This window comes from Phenylobacterium sp. (genome assembly GCF_965229015.1).
Classification (GTDB): Bacteria; Pseudomonadota; Alphaproteobacteria; order Caulobacterales; family Caulobacteraceae; genus Phenylobacterium.
In genome coordinates, this window is record NZ_CBDDIM010000001.1 from 338,418 (window position 1) to 359,031 (window position 20,614).

Consider the following 20,614-nt stretch of genomic DNA (forward strand, 5'->3'; position numbering starts at 1 on the left):
GATCAAACGCGCGGCGTAATGCGTGCAGCGGTCCGGATGTCGGCAATCTGCGTGCCGAGCGCCTGGAGGTTTTGACGCATATCGGTGAACACCGGCTGTTCGGAGTCTGGGTCGCTGATGGTGACAATTGCGGTGAACGGCACGCCCTCCTCGGGCATGACCTCGCCGGCACGGGTCAAATAATCGACGAACAGCCGCCAGTTTGAGGACGGACCGACACCCAGCGGGAAGGTCTTGGCCAGAACCTTGACGGGGCTCCACTTCAGATCGTGCTCGATCCGCTCCGCCTCGATCGCTGGAGATTGCCGCTTTGACGGCAGATAAAGCGGGTCGAGCTGACCTTTCCAACCGCCGTTTGCCTGCTCCTGCTGCAGAGTGGCGTTGATGTTCACCCGCACGAACTCCGAACCGAACCGGGCATCCAGGGGCGGCGTGGAGACAAGGGTGATCTTCGCTCGGCCCCGACACCTGCCGCCTGGTCCCACCAGCGACGCCGGCCACGCAAAGCGGAAGTTGATCTGCTGATCGCGGCGGATACGCGAAGCAAAGACGAGCGTGATGGCGTGGTCGCCGGTTTCAAGGATCCGGTCGGCGGACGGCGGCATGCCGAAGCCGACCATATGTCGCGCGATCGGCGCGAGCGCCTTGGATTGCAAGGGCGCCGGCATTTCGGCGTGATGGACCAGCAAGCCGATAAGGGTCTCGCGCGACACTTCCCCCTCAATGGCGTGGTCCAGAACGGCGGCGGTTTTCGCCGCAAGGGGCGAGGCGTAGCTCGTGCCGCAGCCATCGACGATCGTTCCATCGGGCAGGATCGAGAACAGCCCATGTCCGAGGATGGGATGCTGGGAGCCCGCACCCCCGATATGCGCCAAATCCGGCTTAACCCCGGCGCGCAAGCCAGGACCACGGCGACTGTACCGCGTAGGTGCGAAGGGTAGGCACCCGTCATGCCCCGGCGGATTAAGCGCGGCGACAGCGACATTGCGGGCGCTTTCGGCCGGCGTGAGCAAGCCGTCGTTGCGAGCGTTCACGAGATTGCCGAGCGCAGCGGTCGCGTCGGCGGGCCATTCGGCGCGGAGATCCTGAGGCTGGATATTACCCGCCGAAATGAACACCACCGCATTGTTGGTTTCAGCAATCTGATCGAGCCGTGCTGCGTGCGGGCTGTACCGATCTGGCGCCGCCGGTTGCAGGATGTTGAGGCTCATGTTGAACACCCGCACCCCGTGCCGGGCGCGCGCATCCGAAACGGCCGTTTCCATCTCGTCGAAGAACTGCGGCAAGCCCTCGGGATAGTATGAGGCAAAGGCACCGGCCTTGCGCTCGTTGGGGAAAACGGCGACGTCGACCAGCTCCGCACCATCCGGCTCAGGGCAGGTTTCCGCGCCGTTCAAAGCGCCGCCGACCGCGGCCAGGCCGCCGATAAAGGTGCCATGCGCGAGGTCGGCATCTTCGTCGGCGAGAATGTCCCACCGATCAATCACCCAGTCCGAGAGCGCTTCGCTGATGCCGCCGTCAATGATGCCGAGCCGTGGATGGGTCCGGCGGCTGTCGCGGATAGGAATGGTGACGTTCGTCGGCCGCGTGCGCGGCGCGGGCGTGGCCGCACCTGTAGCCCGGACGACGATACCGGGCAGTTCGATCCGCCGCACAAGCGGATGGCTGTCGAGGAAGGCAAGCAGGCGAGCGTGGCGTTTGACGTCGGGATTGAACACCGCCAATTCGCGACGGCGCTCGCTGAGCGAGGCTTCATTCAGCCGCAAGACGGGCTGATCGCTGGATTGGTCGAGCCGGACGGAGAGGATCGGCTGTTTGTGGCGGTGATTTGGCAGCCGCTCGACCGCAAGCCCATGATCGAGAGCATTGAAGCCCGCGATGAAACTCTCGGCGAGGCGACGATGGCCTGCATCGAGGAGATCCCATTCCGAACGGGGCGGCGGGCTATCGAACAACTCGACTTGGTAGCTGCTGCCCGTCATCGGGTTTGAAAGCCATGCGACGGCTTCTTCCACAGAGAAGTCGCGGCGGTCGGCAGGGCCGTAGAGTTCGATCCGGTCAATGGCGCCAGTTTCGCTCTTTCGGGCGGAGGGGTGAGGCTCATCCTTCTGCTTCTGTTCGTTGAAGCGCATCACCGTATGCGTCTCGGCCTTGGCGATCTCGGCCGCCACCTGGCGGAGCGTGCCCGGGCGGGCTTCGATAATCATGACGCCGAGATCGCCGCCGCCGACGACTGGGGTGCGATCGTTGCGAAACAGGCTCCCAACCGGCCGGTGACTTTTTGCCCAAGCTTCACGGCGCAGAATGACCTTCACAAAGCCGACGTCGCCTTGCGACTGCGCGCTGAGGACGCCGGAGATGGTATCGATCTGGCCCATGAGGGCCATGCGATGGGCTACGAACTCGGCGTCCCTATGTGCGAAGAAGTCCTTTCGGCCGCCGCCGCCGCCCGCCTCGCGGGCTTCCTCATAGTTTTCCGGGTTGAGGACGATCTGGATAGGGCTAGCCATTCAGCGCCTCACCTTCGCCGGACTTGGCGGCTCGGCCGAGCTGACGGCTGACCGTCGATTTGTCCTTGCCCGCGATCTCGCCGATGTCGGCCATCGAGAAGGCAAGGATAGGATCATCCCGCATGGCCCGAAACAGATTGCTCGAATCGTCGAACAGCAGCGCGCGGCGTTCGCTCTGGACCCGAGCTGCGTTTAGCGTGGCGAACTGGCGGAGCGTATCGAGCAGCCCGCGCTTGTCTTCCTCGCGAACAGTGGTGGCCTTCTTATAGGTGCGCACGAGAGACTCGATCTCGGCGCCGGTCGAGCCCTCCGTAAACCATGCGATCAGCCGCAGATGGATGTCCGGGGCCTTTACGGGCGGCATGAAATGCGCGGCGATCGCCTTGCGCATCTCAAAGTCCGGCTTCGGAATCTCAAGCTGAACCTCAAAGCGCCGCCAGACGGCAGTGTCCAAGAGCTTCGGGTGATTGGTGATTCCGATCGTGAAGCCGATATCGCGGCGAACATCGAGGTTCTGCAGGAGCGCATTCACCACGCGCTTGATCTCTCCGACCTCCTGCGGGTCGTCTCGGACCTTCGCGATGGCGTCAAACTCGTCGAGCAGAAGAATGCAGCGATGGCGGTTCGCGAACGTGAACAGATTGCCGATGTTGCGCGCGGTGGTGCCCAGGAAGGACGACACGAGACCGTCCAGCTTCACCAGCACGACAGGTAGTTCGAGCTGCTGTGCGATCCAGAGCGCCAGGCGGGTCTTGCCCGTTCCGGGCGCCCCGTAGATGAGGCAGGTTTTCGACGGCCGGATGTCGATCTCCGACAGGGCTTCGAAATTCGCCCATTCTTCGATGATGGTTTCAATGGCTTGGCTGACGGTCGCGTTGAACAGCGGCGCAGTCGGTTGAATGTCCGCCGGAAAGATAATGTCCGCCAGCGCCGCCGCCGTTTCGCGATCGACAGGCACCGGCGTGTTGCGCGTCAGAACCTCGCCGGAAATCTGCGCCTTGGAACGCTCGATGCGGCTGGGTGAAAGTTCCTTCGTCCGATCCGCAGTCGTCAGGATGCTGGTCAAGGCGGCGGACTGCTTCGAATCCCCATCCTTGGTGAGGGCGTCACGCAGGCGCTCGATCTGCTTGCGCAGGGCGGGTGACGCATCGGCCATCGCCGCGCGGCAAAGAGCTTGGACGATGGAGAAGTGTTCCATAAGCGATTCCTGCGGCGCGTTGCACTGGTGCGCCGATTTGGTGTGTATAGCCCCGGTATCGTTGCAGAGCAACCGCCGTGCGTGGCATAATTCGTGTAATCGATGTGCTTGCCCCTTCACTTGTTGCGCGGCACGTGCCGTCGACGCTCTCAAGGCGAGCCTCGCCCGGGGGAGGGGAGCTGTCGAGTTTCGGTTCTCGGTCTGTTCGCCCGGTGCTAGGCTCGTCGCATGCTGCCGTCCTCGTCGCCCCTCGCGCTTGAAGATCTGGGCTGGGCCTCGTTCCAGGACCTGGCGATGGCCTATGCCGAGGATCTCTTCTCCGGGCCGGTGACGACCTACGCGAAGACCTGGGACGGCGGGGTGGACGGCGAACACGGCGTGCTCGTGCTGGGGAGCGCCATCCCCGGAGGCGCCTGGGCGATCCAGGCTAAGCACACGGGACGCTCGGACTCGCTGAGCGAGGCAGATCTGAAAGCCGATTTCGGCAAGCTACCGGCGCTTCTAGCCGAGGGCTTCAACTCCTATCTGCTCATCACCAACTTCAGCGTGTCGCGCCACGCCATGAAGGCTATCCGCGCTAAAGTCTTGGCAGCCGGATTCGCGTCCTGCCACGTCCACGGGCGCGACATGCTGGTGCGCCAGATCCGTCGCTCGGCGCGTCTTCGGGTCCTGGCGCCGCGCGTCTACGGTATCGGCGACCTGTCGTTGATCCTGGACGGGCGGCGGGCGGAACAGACCGCCGCCCTTCTGGAGGCGTCCCGGTCCGATCTCGACCGGTTCGTGGCGACCGAGCCCTACCGGGCCGCCGTTCGGGCGCTGGACAAGGACGGCGTGGTCGTCCTTCTCGGAGAGCCCGCCGCTGGCAAATCCACCATCGCGCGGGTGCTGTCGGTGGCCTCGCACGACCGTTTTGACGCTACGCCCTACGTCCTGCATCGCCTCGACGAGCTGACCGGCCATTGGCATCCCGGCGACCCGGCCCGACTGTTCTGGGTCGACGACGTGTTCGGCCCGACCCAGGCGGACTTTTTCGCGGCCGACACCTTCAACAGGTTGATGCCGACCCTGGCGGCCGCCTTGGACGCGGGCAACCGGTTCGTCTTCACCTCGCGCACCTACATCTGGCGGGCGGTTGAGCCGAAGCTGAAGCTCTCCTCGGTTCCGCGGTTCTCTAAGGGCATCGTTGAGGTCAAGGTCGAGGATTTCAGCGACCGCGACAGGGCGCTAATCCTGGCCAATCACGTTCGGCTCGGAGACCACAGTCGCGCGTGGCGAACCAAGTTCAAGCCCTTGGCCCCGGAAGTCGCCCGGCATCCCCGATTCACCCCCGAAGTGGCGCGGCGGCTCGGTCTTGAGGTGTTCACGGGCCAGCTTGAGCTGGTCCCGCACAAGGTCGCCGCCTATGTGGCAAATCCGGGGGCCTATCTCGAGGAGCTGATCGGGGGGCTGTCCGTCGGCGGCCAGGCCGCCCTGGCGCTGCTCTTCATGCAAGGCGGCGAACTGCCCGTCGCCTTGCCCAAGGACGAAGCCCTGGAGGCGGTCACCGACGCCTTCGAGGTGTCGGCGGGACAAATCTCCAGGGAATTGGCGGCGTTTGAGGGCTCACTTTGCAGCCGCCAGGTCGAGGACGAAGAGCCGGTCTGGCGCTACCGGCATCCGTCGATCGGCGAGGCCTTCGCGTCGGTGGCCGCGCGGTCACCAATGCTGTTGGATGTCTACCTTAGGGGCGCGCCGCCCGAACGCATCTTGGAGGAAGCGGTCTGCGCTGGGGTTGAGGTGAAGGGCGCGATCGTTGAGATCGGGCGCGGGCACTATGACCGCCTGATCGAGCGCATGAAGAGCCATTATTTCGGCCGCTTGGATCGGCTGCCGCGCGCCTTCCTGCTGATGCGGTCGACGCCCGAGTTCCGGCGGCGCTACTTCACGACGCCGCTCACGGCAAACCATCCCTTGCTCGGCGACGGCCGCAGGCTGGAGCATCAGACCTTAGCCCTCATTGCGCTGCTGGCGCCCGAGGGCCTGGTGGCCGCCGACTACCTCGCCTTCATGCAGTCCCGCGTGCGACGCGGGTTGCTGGAATGGGGCATCCCGAGCTGTCTCAGCCGTTGGGCCCGGGAGGTCGTCGGCAAGGGGCCGTTTGACGACCTTCTGGTATCGGTGGTCGACGACCTACGCCATGGCGGGTCCAGCTACATGGACTACTGGGAGCCGCGGCACGACTCCGAGGACTCGCCCAGCGACTCTTTCCGCGGGCTGCTGGAATTCGTTGAACAACTCGAAATGTGGATCGACCCGGACGAGGCGGCCGAGGTTCTCGAGATCATGAAGGGCCGCATCGGAGCCCGGATCGAAGCACTGGAGGAAGAGGCCGAGCGCGAGGATTGGAACCGGCGCGAGGAGGAGCACTACTATGCCCAACAGGCGGGTGCCACGGGCCGGACGGCGAGTCCCGCATCGCGGCCGACCTGGAACTCACCGAGCCGGGGGGCGGACCCGATCGCAGACGTATTCTCGGACCTCGACAACTAGGACGCCCGCCCGATGTTCAATCTGATCATGCGCTGGTTCGAGTGGGACCAGCAGGAGGGATCACTGCCGCTGGAGCGGGTGTTCGAATACACAGAAGAGCCGCTGATCGCGCAGTTCAGGGTGGACGGGGCCCCGGCCCTCGACCGCCTTCTGCGGCTGCCGTGCCTCTTTATGAACGAGGGCGTCGGCGACGAGGTGTGCCGCGTCGGCCAGGTCACCCGCGCCCGCGTTGTGAACCGTGAGGTGCGGTTCGATTACACGCTCGATCCCGATGTTCCGCCGCTGCGGAACCAAACGATCTACGCTGGGCGTCTCGCGCTCGACATGCCGCATGATTTCGAGTTTTCGCGCAATCACTGGGCGGTGAAGGACGTCGATCTCTATCGCTTCTTGCTGCGCAATGTCCGGCCTCGGCGCCAGCGGCCGACAGTCTTCCGGATCGAGGAGCACGAGGAGATCGAGCCGGCGCTGGTGTCAGTGATGATGCCCTTCGACGCCGGATTCACCCCGATCTATGAAGCGATCCAGCAGGCCGCCGCCAATGTCGGGCTGCGGTCGCGCCGGGCCGACGACATCTGGGAAAACCCGGCCATCATCCAGGACGTCGTCTCGCTTATCGATCGGGCGCGCGTCGTGGTCTGCGACTGCACAGGCCGAAATCCCAATGTCTTCTACGAGGCCGGCATCGCTCACACGCTGGGGCGGGAGGTCATCTTGGTCACCCAGGCCGAACAGGACATTCCCTTCGATCTTCGGCACCTGCGCTACATTCGCTATCTGAACAATGGCGAAGGACGCGTTGCGCTCACCGCCGCGTTGCAAGGGCGGTTACAGACGATTCTAGGCCACTAGGGGGAAGGCTTTCCCCTGCGGTCGAGCTTTCCATCTCGACCGACCCCTTCGAGCGGGGAGGGCCCCGCAACGCCCCCTGGAGATGGAGAGCGGCCGGCGGGCGTGCTCGGTCCCGCCGCGTGCCGCGGCTCCTACGGGTCCGCCCCTTCGGGCGCCTGCGGCGCCGCCGGCCGCTCGACGGCGCTTCCCGCCATGCAGCGCCCCTCTCGTTGTCGGGTCGCGCAGGCTCCTTGCAGCCTTCTCCTTGGCGCCGCGCTGGCGCGCGACCGTGGCTTGGGGCTCCGCCCCTGGCGCACTTCGGAGCGGCTTCCGCCCAGCTTCGGGCTGGGACGGACCGGCATAGGGCAGGGCAGCGACAGCCCTGCAGCCGGTTCCCCGCGAAGCCGCCCCTCCGTTTGCACCCCCGGTCTCGCCGACGGGCAGGGCTGCAGGCGCGCCTTGCGCCTGCACCCAAGCCCCAAGGAGCTTAGCCATGACCCAACAAGTCCACATCGTTCATCAGGACGGCGACGTCATCGACGTGCCGCTGAACAAGCTCAAGAAGTCGCCGCGCAACGCGCGGCGGACCCCTCACGCCGAGGCCGACATCGAGGCCCTGGCCGCCAGCATCGCGACGAAGGGTGTCTTGCAGGCGCCCGTGGTGGAGCCCGAGACGGACGAGGCCGGGGCGGCGACCGGCTTCTATCTGGTGACCATAGGCGAGGGCCGCCGCTTGGCGCTCGCTCTGCTCGCCAAGCGCAAGGCCATCAAGAAGGTCGAGCCGGTGCGCTGTGTGGTGGACCTGAACAACGATCCCCACGAGATCAGCCTGGACGAGAACGTCACCCGCTTCCGCATGCACCCGGCGGATGAATTCGAGGCGTTCCGCGAGCAGGCCGAGCGGCGCGGCCTAGGCGCCGAGGAGATCGGTGCCCGGTTCGGCGTATCGGCTCAGGTCGTGCGCCATCGTCTCCGGTTGGGCGCGGTCAGTCCGGTGTTGATGGCGCGCTATCGCGCGGGCGACCTGACCCTCGACCAGATGATGGCCTATGCCGTCAGCGAGGATCACGCCCGGCAGGAACAGGTGTTTGACCAGCTGGGGCCGGATCGTCCGCCCTATCTGATCCGCCGCACCATGACGGAGGCCAAGGTCACAGCCACGGATCGGCGGGCGGTCTTCGTCGGCGCCGAGGCCTACGGCGAGGCGGGCGGGACCATCCTGCGCGACCTCTTCACCGAGGACGGCGGCGGCTGGTTCGAAGACGCAGGCCTGCTGGACCGACTGGTTGCCGAGAAGCTGGCCGGTATCGCGCAGACCGTGCGGGACGAGGAAGGTTGGAAATGGGCGGAGGCCCATATCGACTTCCCGCGCGCGCTCGGCCTCGCCCGCGTCTATCCGCACCCGGTGGAGCGCCCTGACGAGGATGCGGCCCGTATGTCCGCGCTTTCGGAGGAATACGACGCTCTGGTCAGCGAGTGGGATGCGGTCGAGCAGCTTCCGCCCGAGATCGAGGCCCGGTTCGCCGAGATTGATGCGGCGCTTGAAGCCTTCGGCGATGGGAATGCCTTCGAACCTGTGGAGATCGCGCGGGGCGGGGTGTTCGTCATCCTCGGACAGGACGGTGTAGCCCGCGTCGAGCGGGGGCTGATCAGGCCCGAAGACATTCCGGAGCCCGAGGCTGATCCCGAAGCGGAGCCTGACGGCGAGGGGGAGGGCGGTACGGAAGGCCGCGAGGAGGGCGGGGCAGACGCAGTCGATGAGGCCGAGGAGGATTCGGGCGCCCCTTTGTCGGAGCGTCTGGTTCTGGACCTCACGGCCCATCGGACCTTGGCGCTGCGGGACGCCTTGGGCGCCAGCCCCACGGTCGCGCTGTCGGCGGTGGTCCACAGCTTGGCGCTGTTCGCCTTCTACCCTCCCTACGACCGCGCTTCCTGCTTGGAGATCAAGGGCGTGTCCACCTACCTCGACGGCCACGCGCCGGGCATCGATGAGAGCCGCGCTGGACGCAGTATCGCCGAGCGCCATGAGCGGTGGGCGGTGCGTCTGCCAAAGGAGACGCCTGACCTCTGGCCTTTCGTGCTGGGGCTGGCGGCGACGGACCTTTTGGACCTGTTGGCGCATTGCGCGAGTCTGACGGTCAATGCGGTGCGGACGCCGGTCGACCGCAAGCCGGGGGCGTGGGCGCATGCCGACCGGTTGGCCGAGGCGGTGGGTCTCGACATGACGGGCTATTGGTCGGCCACCGTGGCGAGCTACCTGGGCCGCGTCACCAAGGCGCGGATCGGCGAGGCCGTGCGGGAGGCCATGTCGGACGAGGCGGCTGAGCGGATCGGCGGCATGAAGAAGCCCGATATGGCGTCGGAGGCTGAGGCGTTGCTGGCCGGGAAGGGTTGGCTGCCCAGCTTGCTTCGAGGGCCGGTCCCGGTGGAGCCCGAGGTTCAATCCGGGGCGTCGGAGCTGACCGAAGAAGCCGCTTAGGAGCGGGCCGCAGCCTGCGGCCTTTATCTCTCTGACTTAGGGCCGTGCGCCGAAGAGGTGCGCGGCCCCTTCTTCTAGCGTGAAGACACCGGCGTCGCCGGTGGTGTGGTCCCGTCGCCGGGCCGATCTCCTCACCTTCGCAACCGACCCATGCCGCCTCTCTGGCCTGATAGGGCCGAGGGGTTTCGGGCCGTACCGGCCCCGCTGATCGCCGCAACGCCGGCTCCTCGACTTCTTTCCCCTTCGGCTTCGCCGAATTCCTCGCGCGGCAAACAAGTCGTCGCCGGCGTCCTCCGCTGCGCTGCGGGCCTACGGCTGCGGCGCTCAGCGCCCCTCGTCCTGGAAATCGCCATCGAGGCCGCGATGGGCGCGGTCCGAGGAACAAGGAGACTTCACCATGGCGACCATCGGCACCTTCACCAAGGACGACGCCGGCAACTACAACGGCGCGATCAAGACCCTGACCCTCAACGTCAAGTCGGCGGTCCTGCGCAAGGCCGAGAAGGCCAACGACAACGCCCCGGACTTCCGCATCTTCTCCGGCGCCACCGAGTTCGGCGCCGCCTGGAAGAAGACCTCCAAGGAGGACCGGGCCTACCTCTCGGTCAAGCTGGACGACCCGAGCTTCCCGGCTCCGATCTACGCCAGCCTGGTCGACGCCGACGAGGGCTACAGCCTGATCTGGTCGCGCAGCCGCCAGGCCGACTGACCTCCCGCAGAGCGCCCCGCCGCACCCCGGCGGGGCGCCGCTTCCCCCAACAACTCAAACCACAGGAGGCCGCCATGTCGCGCCCTCACGAGAGCTCACGCCCGGACCTATACAGCCGGGTCACCAACGCCATCATCGCCGATCTCGAAAATGGTGTCCGCCCCTGGACCAAGCCCTGGTCCGCCGAGCATCTGGCCGGAAAGATCAGCCGGCCGCTTCGTTCTACCGGCGAGCCCTACAGCGGCATAAACGTCATCCTGCTATGGGCCGAAGCGGTCGCCCGGGGCTTCACGGCGCCGATCTGGATTACCTTCCGCCAAGCGCTGGCGCTCGGGGGCCACGTCCGCAAAGGCGAGCACGGCTCCACGGTGGTCTACGCCAATCGGATTACTCGCACCGAGTCCGGTGACGACGGCCAGGACTTCGAACGCCAGATCCCGTTCCTGAAGGCCTACACCGTCTTCAATGTTGATCAGGTCGAGGGCCTGCCCGCGCACTTCCATGCCGTGCCTGAGCCCAAGCTCGCCGCCGCCCGGCGGATCGACCACGCCGACGCCTTCTTCGCGGCGACCGGCGCCGACATCCGCCACGGCGGCAGCCAGGCCTACTACGCTCTGCAGCCCGACCATGTGCAGATGCCGCCCTTCGAATGCTTCGAGGAACCGGAGGGCTACTATGCAACCCTGGCCCACGAATGCACCCACTGGACCCGGCACCCGACCCGGCTCGACCGCGATTTCGGTCGCAAGCGCTGGGGTGATGATGGCTATGCCCGCGAAGAACTGGTCGCCGAACTAGGCGCGGCGTTTCTCTGCGCCGATCTGGGTCTGGAGCTTGAGCCCCGACCCGACCACGCCAACTATATCGCCAACTGGCTGCAGGTGCTGAAGGACGACCGGCGGTTCATTTTCACCGCCGCCGCCCACGCCCAGCGTGCAGCCGACTTCCTCCACCAGCGTCAAGCGCAGGTGATTGCCGCCTGAGCGGTAATGCGGCGGGCGCTACGGCGCTCGCCGCGAGGCTGCTTCTGACTCTTAGTCGCCGTTGGGAATGTCCGGTTTCGGGCTGGAACTTCGACGCTGGCCAATGGCACGTTTGCGGCGCGGAAGCGTCTCGTTCGTCTCGGTGACCCAGGCCTTCAACGCCACCACCAGCATGGGCAGGCTAACCCTCAATGTGCTGCTGTTCTTCGCTCAGTTCGAGCGTGAGGGCACGCGAGCGGATCCGGGACAAGATCGCCGCTTCCCAGGCCAAGGGGATGTGGATGGGTGCATGCTGCCGTTGGGCTATGACGCCGCCGAACGGACCCTGAAAATCAATCAGCCAGAGGCCGCAGCCGTTCGGCAGATATTCCAACGCTAAGCGCGCACTACGTCAGCCCGTGGCGCCGCCTGCGTCAGCGCTCACCGGCCGACCTGGCTTCGTCTCGCTTCCTAGCTTGGCGCTGACGCCGGTCAGGTAGTCGACGATGGCGGGAATATCCTTTTCAGCGATCGTCGCCTTGTACGTGTCGCGCATCTTCTCGACGGTCGAGGTCCATTGCGCTTTCGATAGCGCGGGCTGGGTCAGGGCCATGCTGGCCGAATGACATGCGGTGCAGTTGCCGTTCATCAGGTCGGCGCCCGGCCCGGCGGGGTAGGGCGGATCGTCGTCGGGCAAGGCGATGCTTGTCGAGGTCAGCGTGAAACCGCCCCCTGACACTGCGGATGGCGGCGCCGCGGCTGGGGCCGGCGGTGCGGGCGGCGGCTTCAGGCTTTCCACAAAGGCATGGCGGCCAAGAGAGATCGCGATGACGAAGCCTCCCGCCATGGCGCCAAGTTGCAGGAGCGCACGGCCGTAGGACGGCGTCTTCTGCCGGTCGCTCATGACAGCACCACGTGGGTCGTCTCGACACAGGCGCGCATGAAGCCTCCTGGGTTCCAATTCGGCGTCATGGCTTGGCTGACGCCGGCTGTATTCGTGCACCGGGCCATCAGGGCGACGGGACCCTTTCCGGCGACGGCGACCATCCCGTCGAAGCGGCGGAAGCTGTACTTGCCCTCGTCGGGGCCCAGGCGCGCCGGCGTCCAGGAGCTGCCGCCGTCACTTGAAAGGTCGACCTTGGCGACCCCAGCGTCGCCGCCCATGGCGATGCCGCCGACCGGGAGCTGGGATTGGAAGGCGACCTTGGAGCCGTCAGCCAGGCTGGTGATCCAGGACCGCGGGACCATCCGGTTGATCGGCACGGTCGGGAAGTCCTTGGCGCCCGGCGCCACATTGGCCAGTGGCGTGTCCGGAATCTTGTAGGCCTTGGCCATCCAGTAACTGTCGTCCGGGGCCCCGAGCACCTCGATGTCGCTGAGCATCTTGACCCAATAGGTCGAGAACCACCCCGGGACGATCAGCCGGATCGGGAAGCCGTTAAGCAGCGGCAACTGCTCGCCGTTCATGGCGAAGGCGATCATCACCTCGCCATCGCGGGCATGGTCCACCGCGAGCGATTTCGAGAAGTCCGGGGCGCCATCGACGACCGGCTGGTCAAGGCCGTTGAAGCGCACCGCGACCGCGCCGGGCTGAACGCCGACCATGTCGAGGACATGCCGCAGGCTTACGCCCAGCCACTTGGCGTTGCCCATGGCGCCGTGCGCCCACTGGGCACCGGGAACCCGGGGCTGGAACAGGCCGCGGGAATTGCCTGAGCACTGGTTGACCGCGGCCATCTGCACGCGCGGCATGGCCAGGATGTCGGCGAGGGAAAGCGACAGGGGGCGCCCGACCCGACCATGAACGTTCAGCTTGAACGCTGTGGCGTCGACCTCGGTTGGCACGTTCGCCCAGTGCCAGCGTACGAAGAACTGGTCGTTAGGGGTGAACACGCCCTGGTCGAAGACGCTCATCGGGGTCTCCAGCAGCGGAGGCCGGGTACGCTGCAGAATCATGCCGCGCTTGCCGGGGAAGGCGTCGGTGAGCGGCCGGTCCGATGGGCCGCCGGGTAAGCGCAGATCAGCGCCCGCCTGGGCCCAACTCCGGGGCGCGAAGGCCGTGGCCGCCAGTAGGCCAGCGCCGGCCAGGAACCGGCGGCGATGGGTTACTGAGTCGCTGAGGGTCTGGGCCATCAAGGCCTCCGCGTTGAGAGGGGTGACAGGCGAGGTCATTGGCCGCTCTTGAGGCAAGGGGCGACGAAGAGGTCGCCGCGCCAGGCGCCGCGCACCGTGCGGGCGCCGACCACCAGCCACATGATCGCCAGCAGGATTACAAGCCCACCGCCGATGATGGCAAAGGCGGCCAGCGGCAGGAGGGTGGAGAGCTTGAGAGTAGCAACCGCATAGACGCCGATGGGGAAGGTGTAGCCCCACCAGCCGAGATTGAAGGGCAGGCCTTCCCGCAGGTAGCGCACGGTGATCAGGGCCGCCATCGCCGCCCACCAGAAGCCATAGCCCCAGAGCAGCACGCCGCCGATCAGGCCGATGCCGCGGGCCGCCGCGCCATAGTCGCCCAGTCCGTTGGCGGCGAAGATCGCTGGCGCCGCGCCGCCCATGACCAGCAGGCCAAGCGCGCCGGTGCCGATGGGGCCAAGCGCCAACCAGCTGGACGCGGCCATGCTCGCATGCGGCAGCTTGTGGACCGCCATGCGCAAGACCAGGATCACCAGGATGCTCATCGCCAGGGGGACAGAGCAGGCCCAGAGCGCGTAGCTGGTGATCAGCACGGTCAGCTGATGGTGTGTATCGGCCAGGTGCGGCGCCAGAAGGCCGCCACTGACCGCGGCCACCTCGGCGGCCACCACGGGCAGCAGCCAGACCGCCGTCATCTGATCGATGGTGTGGGTCTGCCGGGTGAACATCATGAAGGGAATGGCGATGCCGCAGGCCAGCGCCATGGCCGCATCGGCCCACCACAGGACCTGGGCGATCTGCACCGCGGTCTCGCCCCAGTGGGGGACGCCAAACGCCAGGAAGCCATTAATGATGGTGGCCAGGCCCATCGGGATGCAGCCGAAGAACATCGACACGACCGAATGGCCGAAGATCTGGCGCGCGCCATCGAAATAGAAGATCCAGCGCGCGGCGTAGAGCAGGGTGAACAGGCTGAAGAGCCCGATATTGAACCACCACAGCCCCTCCGCAACGGCGTGCAGGCCGGGGATGCGGGCCGGAAACTGGGCGAGGGCCAGCGCCAGGATGCCGGTGCCCATGGTCGCGGCGAACCAGTTGGGGGTGAACTGGCGGACAACCTCACGGGGACTGGCCAGGGTCGCCAGGGGCTTGAGGCCGAAGGCGACGGCTCGGATATGGGCGATGTCGGTCATGGGGCGAGCTTTCGAAGCGGAGCAGTAGAGAAAGGCGTGGGAAGGCCGGGCGTTGCGTCAGCCGGCGGTGAGGCGCCAGATCGAGCCGAAGACAACGGCGCCGGCCAGCAGCGCCACGGGCAGGACGATGATCTGGGTGAACGCCTCACGCCCCGAGATCCAACCCGTGGCGATGGAGACTTGGCCGTTCAGGAATTCCCCAAATCGCGGCCGCGCTCGCCTTTGGGAATGCTGTCGGAGAGCAGAATGCCACCTCCAAGCAGACCGAAGAACATGACGCCCAGAACGGTGATGATGCCCAGGGTAAGTGCAGTCTCCGGCCCGCCGAAGAAGGCCCAGAAGGTCAACAGAAGCGCGGCATAGACGCCGATCAGGGCTTTGACGGCCGTTGGATGGACGCCATTGACCCCAAGGTCCGGCGCATCGCGGCGGAGGTCTTCGAACTCACGGTCAGCGCGTGCGACCGTTGCGGTGGGTCGGATGCTGGCGCGCGTGGTGTCGCGGAACACGGCGTAGGGGGCCAAGGCGGTAAAGGTGGTCATCAGGGTCACTCCGTTGGAGTGGAGGCCGCTTGGCGGCGCGCTCCTTGACCATCACCCTCGGCCGTCAGACCATTCTTATCCAACGAGAAGTTTCTGTATCTTCGTTCGATATTATCGAACGAACGGGCCCTACGGCTTCGCCATCTCCAGGAAGGCGTCCCCCGCGCGGCTGCGATAGCGCTGCTTGTGCCGCAGCAGGTAGAACTGCCGAGGCGGCAGATCGAACGCGATCTCAACCAGGGCTTTGCGCGCGACGCCCAGTCGCGCGACGGTCTGAGACATCACGCCCGCGCCCGCGCCCGCTTCGACGGCCGAGCGGACAGCCTCATTGCCCGGCAGGACCATGGCGATCTTCAGGTCGGATAGAGACAGGTGGCGAGCGGCCAGCATGTGCTCGAACGCTGCACGGGTGCCGGAGCCGGGTTCCCGTAAGACCCAAGCCGTCTTGGTCAGATCAAGGTCGGCGCCCGTGTGGGCAGCGGCCCAGGGATGAGATGGGGCGACGACAAGGCTCAGTTGCTCTTCATCGATCACCGAACGGCTCAAAACCGGATCGTCCACCTCGCCTTCGACCAAGCCAATCTCAGCGTCTCCCTCCGCGACCGCTCGGGCGACCTGGGCGGTGTTGCCGATAGCCACGTCGATCTCGATGCCGGGATGTGCAGTGTGAAAGAGCGTTAGCCGCGGCGGTAGCCAGTAGCTGGCGATGGTCTGGCTGGCGTGGATAGACAGGCGTCCGCGTTCCAGCCCACTGAGGTCGGCCAGGGCCGCCTCGGCGGCCTGCGCTTGGGCCAGGACCTTGCGGGCCTCGGCCAGAAACACCTCACCGGCGCGATTGAGCACGATGCTGCGGCCGACCCGGTCGAACAGCGCGACGCCGTGGCGGCCCTCGAGGGTGGTGATGGCGCTACTGACCGCCGACTGGGTCAGGTTCAAGGCTTCAGCCGCCCGGGTGACATGCTGGCGCTCGGCGACGGCGAGGAAGATGCGGAGCTGTTCGAGGGTCACGAGCTGAACCTAGCCACTATTGATCGTAACGCTAGGATCGTTCGGTCTGGTCGAACGTTCCTAGTCCGTGATCCCGTTAGACGGCGTGAGTTGCCGCGTAGAAGGTGCGATCGCCCTCTGAGGATCAAACCATGCCATCGACTCAATTGCCGGTCCGTCGCAGACGCCCTGCCTGGATCGCGTTGGCCGCCTTGACCGCCGTTGCCGTGACCTCCAGCGCCACGGCCGCTGTCGACGGGTTCGACGCGCAGATGACCGAGGCGATGACGCGGATGCATCACGCGATGATGCTGCCGCCGACCGGCGATCCGGACCGCGATTTCGCCCGCATGATGATCCCGCACCACCAAGGGGCCATCGACATGGCCAAGGTCGAGCTCCAGCACGGCAAGGACCCGCGCCTGCGTCGCCTGGCCCAAGGCATCATCGTCGAACAGGCCCAGGAGATCGCCGTGATGCAGCAGATTCTGGACGAGACCCCCGCCACTCATCCGCAAGGACACCCGCAATGACCCGCAGTCTCGCCCTCATCCTTTTGCTCGCCAGCGCCGCGCCGGCCCTGGCCGGGCAAGCGCCTGGGCCCGCGAGTGCGCCCGACATCGCGGTGAGCAGTCGCGACCGTTTCTATACGTCGGACCAGTTCTCCAACACCGTCTCGGTGATCGACCCGGCGACCAACAAGCTGCTCGGCGTCATCAAGCTGGGCGACCAGACGCCCATGAATTTGAGCCCGCTCTACAAGGGCCAGTTGCTAGTCCACGGGATGGGCTTCTCGCCGGACCACAAGACGCTGGCGGTGATCTCCATCGGCTCCAACTCCGTCACCTTCATCGACACGGCGACCAACGCGGTGAAGCACACAGCCTATGTCGGCCGCTCGCCGCACGAGGCCTTCTTCACCGCCGACGGCAAGGAAGTCTGGGTCGCGGTGCGCGGCGAGGACTATCTGCAGGTGCTCGACGGCGCGACCTACAGGGAGACCGGACGGATCAAGGTGCCCAACGGCCCGGGCATGACCATCTTCGCCCCCGATGGCCGGTACGCCTATGTCTGCTCCAGCTTCAGCCCCGAAACCGTGGTGATCGACACCAAGACCAAGGCGATCGTCGGCCGCGTGAAGCAGGAAAGCCCGTTCTGCCCGGACATCGCCGCCACGCCGGACGGCAAGCAGGTCTGGTTGACGCTAAAGGACATCGGCAAGGTGATGGTGTTCGACGCCAAGCCGCCGTTCGCGGTTCTGAAGACGCTCGACACCGGCCCGATCACCAACCACGTCAACATCGTACGCAATGGCGCCGGCCAGTTTGCCTATGTCACCGTTGGCACGCAGAACGCGGTGAAAGTGTTCCGGACGGACAGCTTCGCCCAGGTGGCCGAGATCAAGGTCGGCGCGCTGCCGCATGGCCTCTGGCCATCCGGCGACGGATCACGCGTTTATGTCGGCCTGGAGAATGCCGACGCGGTCGCGGCCATCGATACGGCCACCCATACTGTGATCGCCACCATCCCGATCGGCCAGGCGCCTCAGGGCGTGGCCTATGTCCCGAACGCTGTCCCGACCGGTCCGGGCACGGCGAACCTGCAGCCGCTCGGCATGGCCGCCAAGTCGGACAGCCTGAGACTCGCGGGCGCCGCGGGCGGACCGCCTACCCAAGTGACCCTGTTCGACCAGGGCCAAGTGCAGATCCTGCAGGCGGCGGCTGTCGGCCTCACGCCGAAGACGGCCTATGTGCTGGCGATCGCCGACAATCCCGAGGGCGAGGGTAAGCTGCAGCCGCTCGCTGGCTTCATGACCAGCCCATCGGGGTCGGCCGTCGTCAACGCGGTGGGTCCGTTGCGCAATGTGGTCAGCGCCGACACGCCGGCGCCGCGCCGTTACCTCGTGATTGCCGAAGGCCGGACGGACGACATGGGGACAGTGGTTCAGACGCAGCGCTAGCCCCCGAATGTCTGCATTTCAGAGCTAAGCCAACTTCCGCTTATGTTGAGGGTTTCGGATGCCGGCCCTTGCACGAGGTCTGCGGCCGGCGTTGAGGGCGGGCTTCCGAAAGCCTTCAGGGGAGGAAGCCGCGGTCAGCGCCCCAGGTGCGTCAGGCTATGGCGATAGCGGTTGATGCTGCGGTGCTGACGGTCGCCGAGAAGGCCTCGGCGGTGGCGACGGACAACATCAAACGTCCAACATGTCGGCCTCGAAGCGGGGTGAGACGGCAAAGTCGGCGGCGGCTGGATAGCGTTTGGGGCGAGGCTGGACGCCGGGCGCAGCGGGTCCTGCGCCGAGGCCAGGGGGCGATGGCGGACATGGGCGGGACAATGGTCGCGGCCGGGCTCATGAGCTGTCACACCACCGTGGCGCGAGCGGGCGGGCGCGCCAAGCGCCGTCCTTGCCGATGACCTCGATGATGCGCACGACACCGCCGCATGGGCAGGTCAGGATGGCTGGGACCTTGGGCTCTGTGGGTTCGGGAGCGGCCGCGTGCACGGCGGCCGGTTGCGGTGTTCGCTCCAGGATCAGCGCGCGCAGCGCGTCCAGGGGCAGGCTGTTGGGGCCCTTGGCCAGCAGACCGTAGTGGCGGATGCGGTGGAAGCCGGACGGCAGCACGTGCAGCAGGAATCGCCGGATGAACTCGGCCGGCGCCAGGGCCATGGTCGCCATCTTTACCGCGCCGGTGGCAGGGTCGGCGCGGCGATAGTCCTTCCAGCGGAAGCGGACGGCCTGGTCGTCAAGGCTGACCAGGCGGCTGCTGGAGATGGCGACGCGATGGGTGTAGCGCGCCAGATAGGCCAGCACCGCAGCCGGTCCGCCGAACGGCGGCTTGGCGTAGACCACCCACTCGGCGCGCCGCAGCGGCGCCAGGTAAGCGGCGAAAGCCGGGGGCGCGGCCAGAGGCGCAAGGGCCCCGAAGAAACGCAGACACCCCCGGGCGCGGAGGGCGATGAGCTTGTCCAGGAACAACCGCCGGAACAACCGCGACAGCACTCGCACCGGCAGGAAGAAGCCCTTGCGACAGGCGATCCAGCGCTGGCCATCTGGCGACAGCCCTCCGCCGGGCACGATGCAGTGGACGTGGGGATGATGGGTCAGGGCCGAGCCCCAAGTGTGCAGCACGGCGATCACGCCCAGCCGCGCGCCTAGGCGCTTGGGGTCGGCGGCGATGGTCTGCAGGGTCTGGGCGGCGGTCTTGAACAGCAGGTCATAGACCACGGCCTTGTTGTGGAAGGCGATGGCGGCAATCTGGGCGGGCAGGGTGAAGACGACATGGAAGTAGGGCGCGGGCAACAGGTCAGCCTGGCGTTCGGCTAGCCAGACCTTGGCCGCCGAGCCCTGGCACTTGGGGCAGTGGCGGTTGCGGCAGGAGTTGTAGCTCACCGCCAGGCGCTGGCAGTCGTCGCAGCGCCCGACGTGGCCGCCCAACTCGGCGGTGCGACAGGCCTCGATGGCCGACATGGCCTTGAGCTGACCAAGGCTCAGATGTCCGGCCTGGGCGCGGCGATAGGCCGGGCCGTGGGCGCGGAAGATGTCGGCCACCTCCAGAGGTGGCCGGGACATGTCGCGCGGCTCAGGCCGTGGGCGGCCGCAGCAGCGACAGCGGACTCCTCACCGCGCCCAGGGTCTTGATCGCCACGCGGGTGTAGCGGGCCGTCGTATCCAGCTTCTTGTGGCCCAGCAGCGCCTGGATCACCCGCACGTCGGTCTTACGCTCCAGCAGATGGGTGGCGAACGAATGGCGCAGGGTGTGCATCGACACCCGCTTGTCCAGGCCCGCCGCCTTGGCTGCGGCCTTGCAAACCCGGTCGAGCTGGCGGGCGGTGACCGGCTGGCCAGGATCACGGCCGGGAAACAGCCAGCCCATCGGCCGGGCCGAGCGCCACCAGCGGCGCAGCAGCTCCAGCAGGTCGGGGGCCAGCATCACGTAGCGGTCCTTGCGGCCCTTGCCCTGTTCGACGCGGATCAGCATGCGGGCGCTGTCGATGTCGCCGACCTTCAGGTGGGTGATCTCCGAGACCCGTAGGCCGCAGCCATAGGCGACGCTGAGAGCGGCCTTGTGCTTGAGGCTGGGGGCGCAGTGCAGCAGCAGCGCCACCTCCTCGGGGCTGAGCACCTCGGGCAGCCGGTCTTCCTTGCGCACTGTGGCCAGGCGTTCACCGTAGCCCTGACGAGCCAGGGTGACCTTGAAGAAGAACCGCAGGGCCGAGACCGCAGCGTTCATCTTGGCCGGCGAGGCGCCTTGGGTGGCCAGGTGCAGCTGGTATCGTCGCAGGTCCTCCGGCTCGGCCTGGTCAGGCGAGCGGCCCAGGAACTGGGCGAAGTCGGCGACCACGGCCACGTAGCCGTGCTGGGTCTTGTCGCCGAACTGGCGGATGGACATGTCTTCGATCATCCGCTGACGCAGCGGGGTGGGGGGTGCAGAGCTCATGGGGATCTCCTGTCTGCAGGGTTGACCCCTGATCTTCAGACAGGACGGGCGAGGCGCCGCCACCTCAGGCTCATCCACGGCGCCACCGCCGTTCACCCATGCCGC

At 66.6% G+C, this 20,614-nt stretch carries 17 protein-coding genes; 8 read left to right on the top strand and 9 right to left on the bottom strand.

Features of this window, described 5'->3' with window-relative positions; translation table 11 throughout:
• Window positions 1-2: 2 nt before the first annotated feature.
• Both ACO06I_RS01610 and ACO06I_RS01615 read right to left on the bottom strand, forming a co-directional pair.
• On the bottom strand, window positions 3-2,510 hold the full coding sequence (locus ACO06I_RS01610; protein WP_421930887.1) for a S8 family peptidase: 2,508 nt from the start codon (window positions 2,508-2,510) through the stop codon (window positions 3-5).
• Window positions 2,503-3,708, bottom strand: a complete 1,206-nt coding sequence (locus ACO06I_RS01615) for an AAA family ATPase (RefSeq protein WP_421930888.1) — start codon at window positions 3,706-3,708, stop codon at window positions 2,503-2,505. Before ACO06I_RS01615 ends, ACO06I_RS01610 begins: the two co-directional genes overlap by 8 nt.
• Window positions 3,709-3,936: 228 nt before the next feature.
• On the opposite strand from ACO06I_RS01615, the gene ACO06I_RS01620 reads away from it, so the two are divergent.
• The 6 genes from ACO06I_RS01620 (at window position 3,937) to ACO06I_RS01645 (ending at window position 11,618) form a co-directional block, all read left to right on the top strand.
• Window positions 3,937-6,237 (top strand): hypothetical protein, encoded by a 2,301-nt coding sequence (locus ACO06I_RS01620; protein ID WP_421930889.1) that lies wholly within the window; start codon window positions 3,937-3,939, stop codon window positions 6,235-6,237.
• Between the two features lie 12 nt (window positions 6,238-6,249).
• Window positions 6,250-7,089, top strand: coding sequence for a hypothetical protein (locus ACO06I_RS01625; protein ID WP_421930890.1), 840 nt, complete (start codon window positions 6,250-6,252; stop codon window positions 7,087-7,089).
• Between the two features lie 472 nt (window positions 7,090-7,561).
• Window positions 7,562-9,547: a ParB/RepB/Spo0J family partition protein gene (locus tag ACO06I_RS01630; protein ID WP_421930891.1), complete on the top strand. Its 1,986-nt coding sequence runs from the start codon at window positions 7,562-7,564 to the stop codon at window positions 9,545-9,547.
• Window positions 9,548-9,944: 397 nt separating this feature from the next.
• Window positions 9,945-10,256 carry a DUF736 domain-containing protein gene (locus ACO06I_RS01635; RefSeq protein WP_374344913.1) on the top strand — a complete coding sequence of 104 codons (312 nt, stop codon included), beginning with the start codon at window positions 9,945-9,947 and terminating at the stop codon, window positions 10,254-10,256.
• Between the two features lie 74 nt (window positions 10,257-10,330).
• Window positions 10,331-11,239, top strand: a complete 909-nt coding sequence (locus ACO06I_RS01640) for an ArdC family protein (RefSeq protein WP_421930892.1) — start codon at window positions 10,331-10,333, stop codon at window positions 11,237-11,239.
• A gap of 67 nt (window positions 11,240-11,306) precedes the next feature.
• On the top strand, window positions 11,307-11,618 hold the full coding sequence (locus ACO06I_RS01645) for a hypothetical protein (RefSeq protein WP_421930893.1): 312 nt from the start codon (window positions 11,307-11,309) through the stop codon (window positions 11,616-11,618).
• A gap of 12 nt (window positions 11,619-11,630) precedes the next feature.
• Here the strand turns inward: ACO06I_RS01645 and ACO06I_RS01650 are convergent, their stop codons facing one another.
• The 5 genes from ACO06I_RS01650 to ACO06I_RS01670 form a co-directional block, all read right to left on the bottom strand.
• Window positions 11,631-12,122 (bottom strand): hypothetical protein, encoded by a 492-nt coding sequence (locus ACO06I_RS01650; RefSeq protein ID WP_062095940.1) that lies wholly within the window; start codon window positions 12,120-12,122, stop codon window positions 11,631-11,633.
• Window positions 12,119-13,351 (bottom strand): molybdopterin-dependent oxidoreductase, encoded by a 1,233-nt coding sequence (locus ACO06I_RS01655; RefSeq protein ID WP_062095969.1) that lies wholly within the window; start codon window positions 13,349-13,351, stop codon window positions 12,119-12,121. Before ACO06I_RS01655 ends, ACO06I_RS01650 begins: the two co-directional genes overlap by 4 nt.
• 35 nt (window positions 13,352-13,386) lie before the next feature.
• On the bottom strand, window positions 13,387-14,544 hold the full coding sequence (locus ACO06I_RS01660; protein WP_062095938.1) for a TDT family transporter: 1,158 nt from the start codon (window positions 14,542-14,544) through the stop codon (window positions 13,387-13,389).
• Between the two features lie 188 nt (window positions 14,545-14,732).
• Window positions 14,733-15,086 (bottom strand): hypothetical protein, encoded by a 354-nt coding sequence (locus ACO06I_RS01665; RefSeq protein ID WP_137803521.1) that lies wholly within the window; start codon window positions 15,084-15,086, stop codon window positions 14,733-14,735.
• Window positions 15,087-15,215: 129 nt separating this feature from the next.
• Complete coding sequence (locus ACO06I_RS01670) at window positions 15,216-16,094, bottom strand: LysR family transcriptional regulator (RefSeq protein ID WP_062099747.1); 879 nt, start codon at window positions 16,092-16,094, stop codon at window positions 15,216-15,218.
• A gap of 131 nt (window positions 16,095-16,225) precedes the next feature.
• Here ACO06I_RS01670 and copM point away from each other — a divergent pair, with 131 nt between their 5' ends.
• A complete protein-coding gene (copM, locus tag ACO06I_RS01675) occupies window positions 16,226-16,606 on the top strand; it encodes a CopM family metallochaperone (RefSeq protein WP_062099748.1) in 381 nt (126 codons plus the stop codon).
• Window positions 16,603-18,033 (top strand): beta-propeller fold lactonase family protein, encoded by a 1,431-nt coding sequence (locus ACO06I_RS01680; protein WP_421930894.1) that lies wholly within the window; start codon window positions 16,603-16,605, stop codon window positions 18,031-18,033. Before copM ends, ACO06I_RS01680 begins: the two co-directional genes overlap by 4 nt.
• A 387-nt stretch (window positions 18,034-18,420) precedes the next feature.
• Here ACO06I_RS01680 and ACO06I_RS01685 read toward each other — a convergent pair whose 3' ends face one another.
• Window positions 18,421-19,641, bottom strand: a complete 1,221-nt coding sequence (locus ACO06I_RS01685) for an IS91 family transposase (protein ID WP_421930895.1) — start codon at window positions 19,639-19,641, stop codon at window positions 18,421-18,423.
• A 10-nt stretch (window positions 19,642-19,651) separates the two neighbouring features.
• Window positions 19,652-20,509, bottom strand: a complete 858-nt coding sequence (locus ACO06I_RS01690) for a tyrosine-type recombinase/integrase (protein WP_421930896.1) — start codon at window positions 20,507-20,509, stop codon at window positions 19,652-19,654.
• Between the last annotated feature and the right edge of the window lie 105 nt (window positions 20,510-20,614).

What these genes read in the sequence shown, in the direction of transcription:
- ACO06I_RS01610 (WP_421930887.1), bottom strand. Translation starts at nt 2,510, where the DNA reads ATGGCTAGCCCTATCCAGATCGTCCTCAACCCGGAAAACTATGAGGAA.
- ACO06I_RS01645 (WP_421930893.1), top strand. Translation starts at nt 11,307, where the DNA reads ATGTCCGGTTTCGGGCTGGAACTTCGACGCTGGCCAATGGCACGTTTG.
- copM (WP_062099748.1), top strand. Translation starts at nt 16,226, where the DNA reads ATGCCATCGACTCAATTGCCGGTCCGTCGCAGACGCCCTGCCTGGATC.
- ACO06I_RS01625 (WP_421930890.1), top strand. Translation starts at nt 6,250, where the DNA reads ATGTTCAATCTGATCATGCGCTGGTTCGAGTGGGACCAGCAGGAGGGA.
- ACO06I_RS01650 (WP_062095940.1), bottom strand. Translation starts at nt 12,122, where the DNA reads ATGAGCGACCGGCAGAAGACGCCGTCCTACGGCCGTGCGCTCCTGCAA.
- ACO06I_RS01630 (WP_421930891.1), top strand. Translation starts at nt 7,562, where the DNA reads ATGACCCAACAAGTCCACATCGTTCATCAGGACGGCGACGTCATCGAC.
- ACO06I_RS01620 (WP_421930889.1), top strand. Translation starts at nt 3,937, where the DNA reads ATGCTGCCGTCCTCGTCGCCCCTCGCGCTTGAAGATCTGGGCTGGGCC.
- ACO06I_RS01635 (WP_374344913.1), top strand. Translation starts at nt 9,945, where the DNA reads ATGGCGACCATCGGCACCTTCACCAAGGACGACGCCGGCAACTACAAC.
- ACO06I_RS01680 (WP_421930894.1), top strand. Translation starts at nt 16,603, where the DNA reads ATGACCCGCAGTCTCGCCCTCATCCTTTTGCTCGCCAGCGCCGCGCCG.
- ACO06I_RS01685 (WP_421930895.1), bottom strand. Translation starts at nt 19,641, where the DNA reads ATGTCCCGGCCACCTCTGGAGGTGGCCGACATCTTCCGCGCCCACGGC.
- ACO06I_RS01660 (WP_062095938.1), bottom strand. Translation starts at nt 14,544, where the DNA reads ATGACCGACATCGCCCATATCCGAGCCGTCGCCTTCGGCCTCAAGCCC.
- ACO06I_RS01640 (WP_421930892.1), top strand. Translation starts at nt 10,331, where the DNA reads ATGTCGCGCCCTCACGAGAGCTCACGCCCGGACCTATACAGCCGGGTC.
- ACO06I_RS01655 (WP_062095969.1), bottom strand. Translation starts at nt 13,351, where the DNA reads ATGGCCCAGACCCTCAGCGACTCAGTAACCCATCGCCGCCGGTTCCTG.
- ACO06I_RS01615 (WP_421930888.1), bottom strand. Translation starts at nt 3,708, where the DNA reads ATGGAACACTTCTCCATCGTCCAAGCTCTTTGCCGCGCGGCGATGGCC.
- ACO06I_RS01690 (WP_421930896.1), bottom strand. Translation starts at nt 20,509, where the DNA reads ATGAGCTCTGCACCCCCCACCCCGCTGCGTCAGCGGATGATCGAAGAC.
- ACO06I_RS01665 (WP_137803521.1), bottom strand. Translation starts at nt 15,086, where the DNA reads ATGACCACCTTTACCGCCTTGGCCCCCTACGCCGTGTTCCGCGACACC.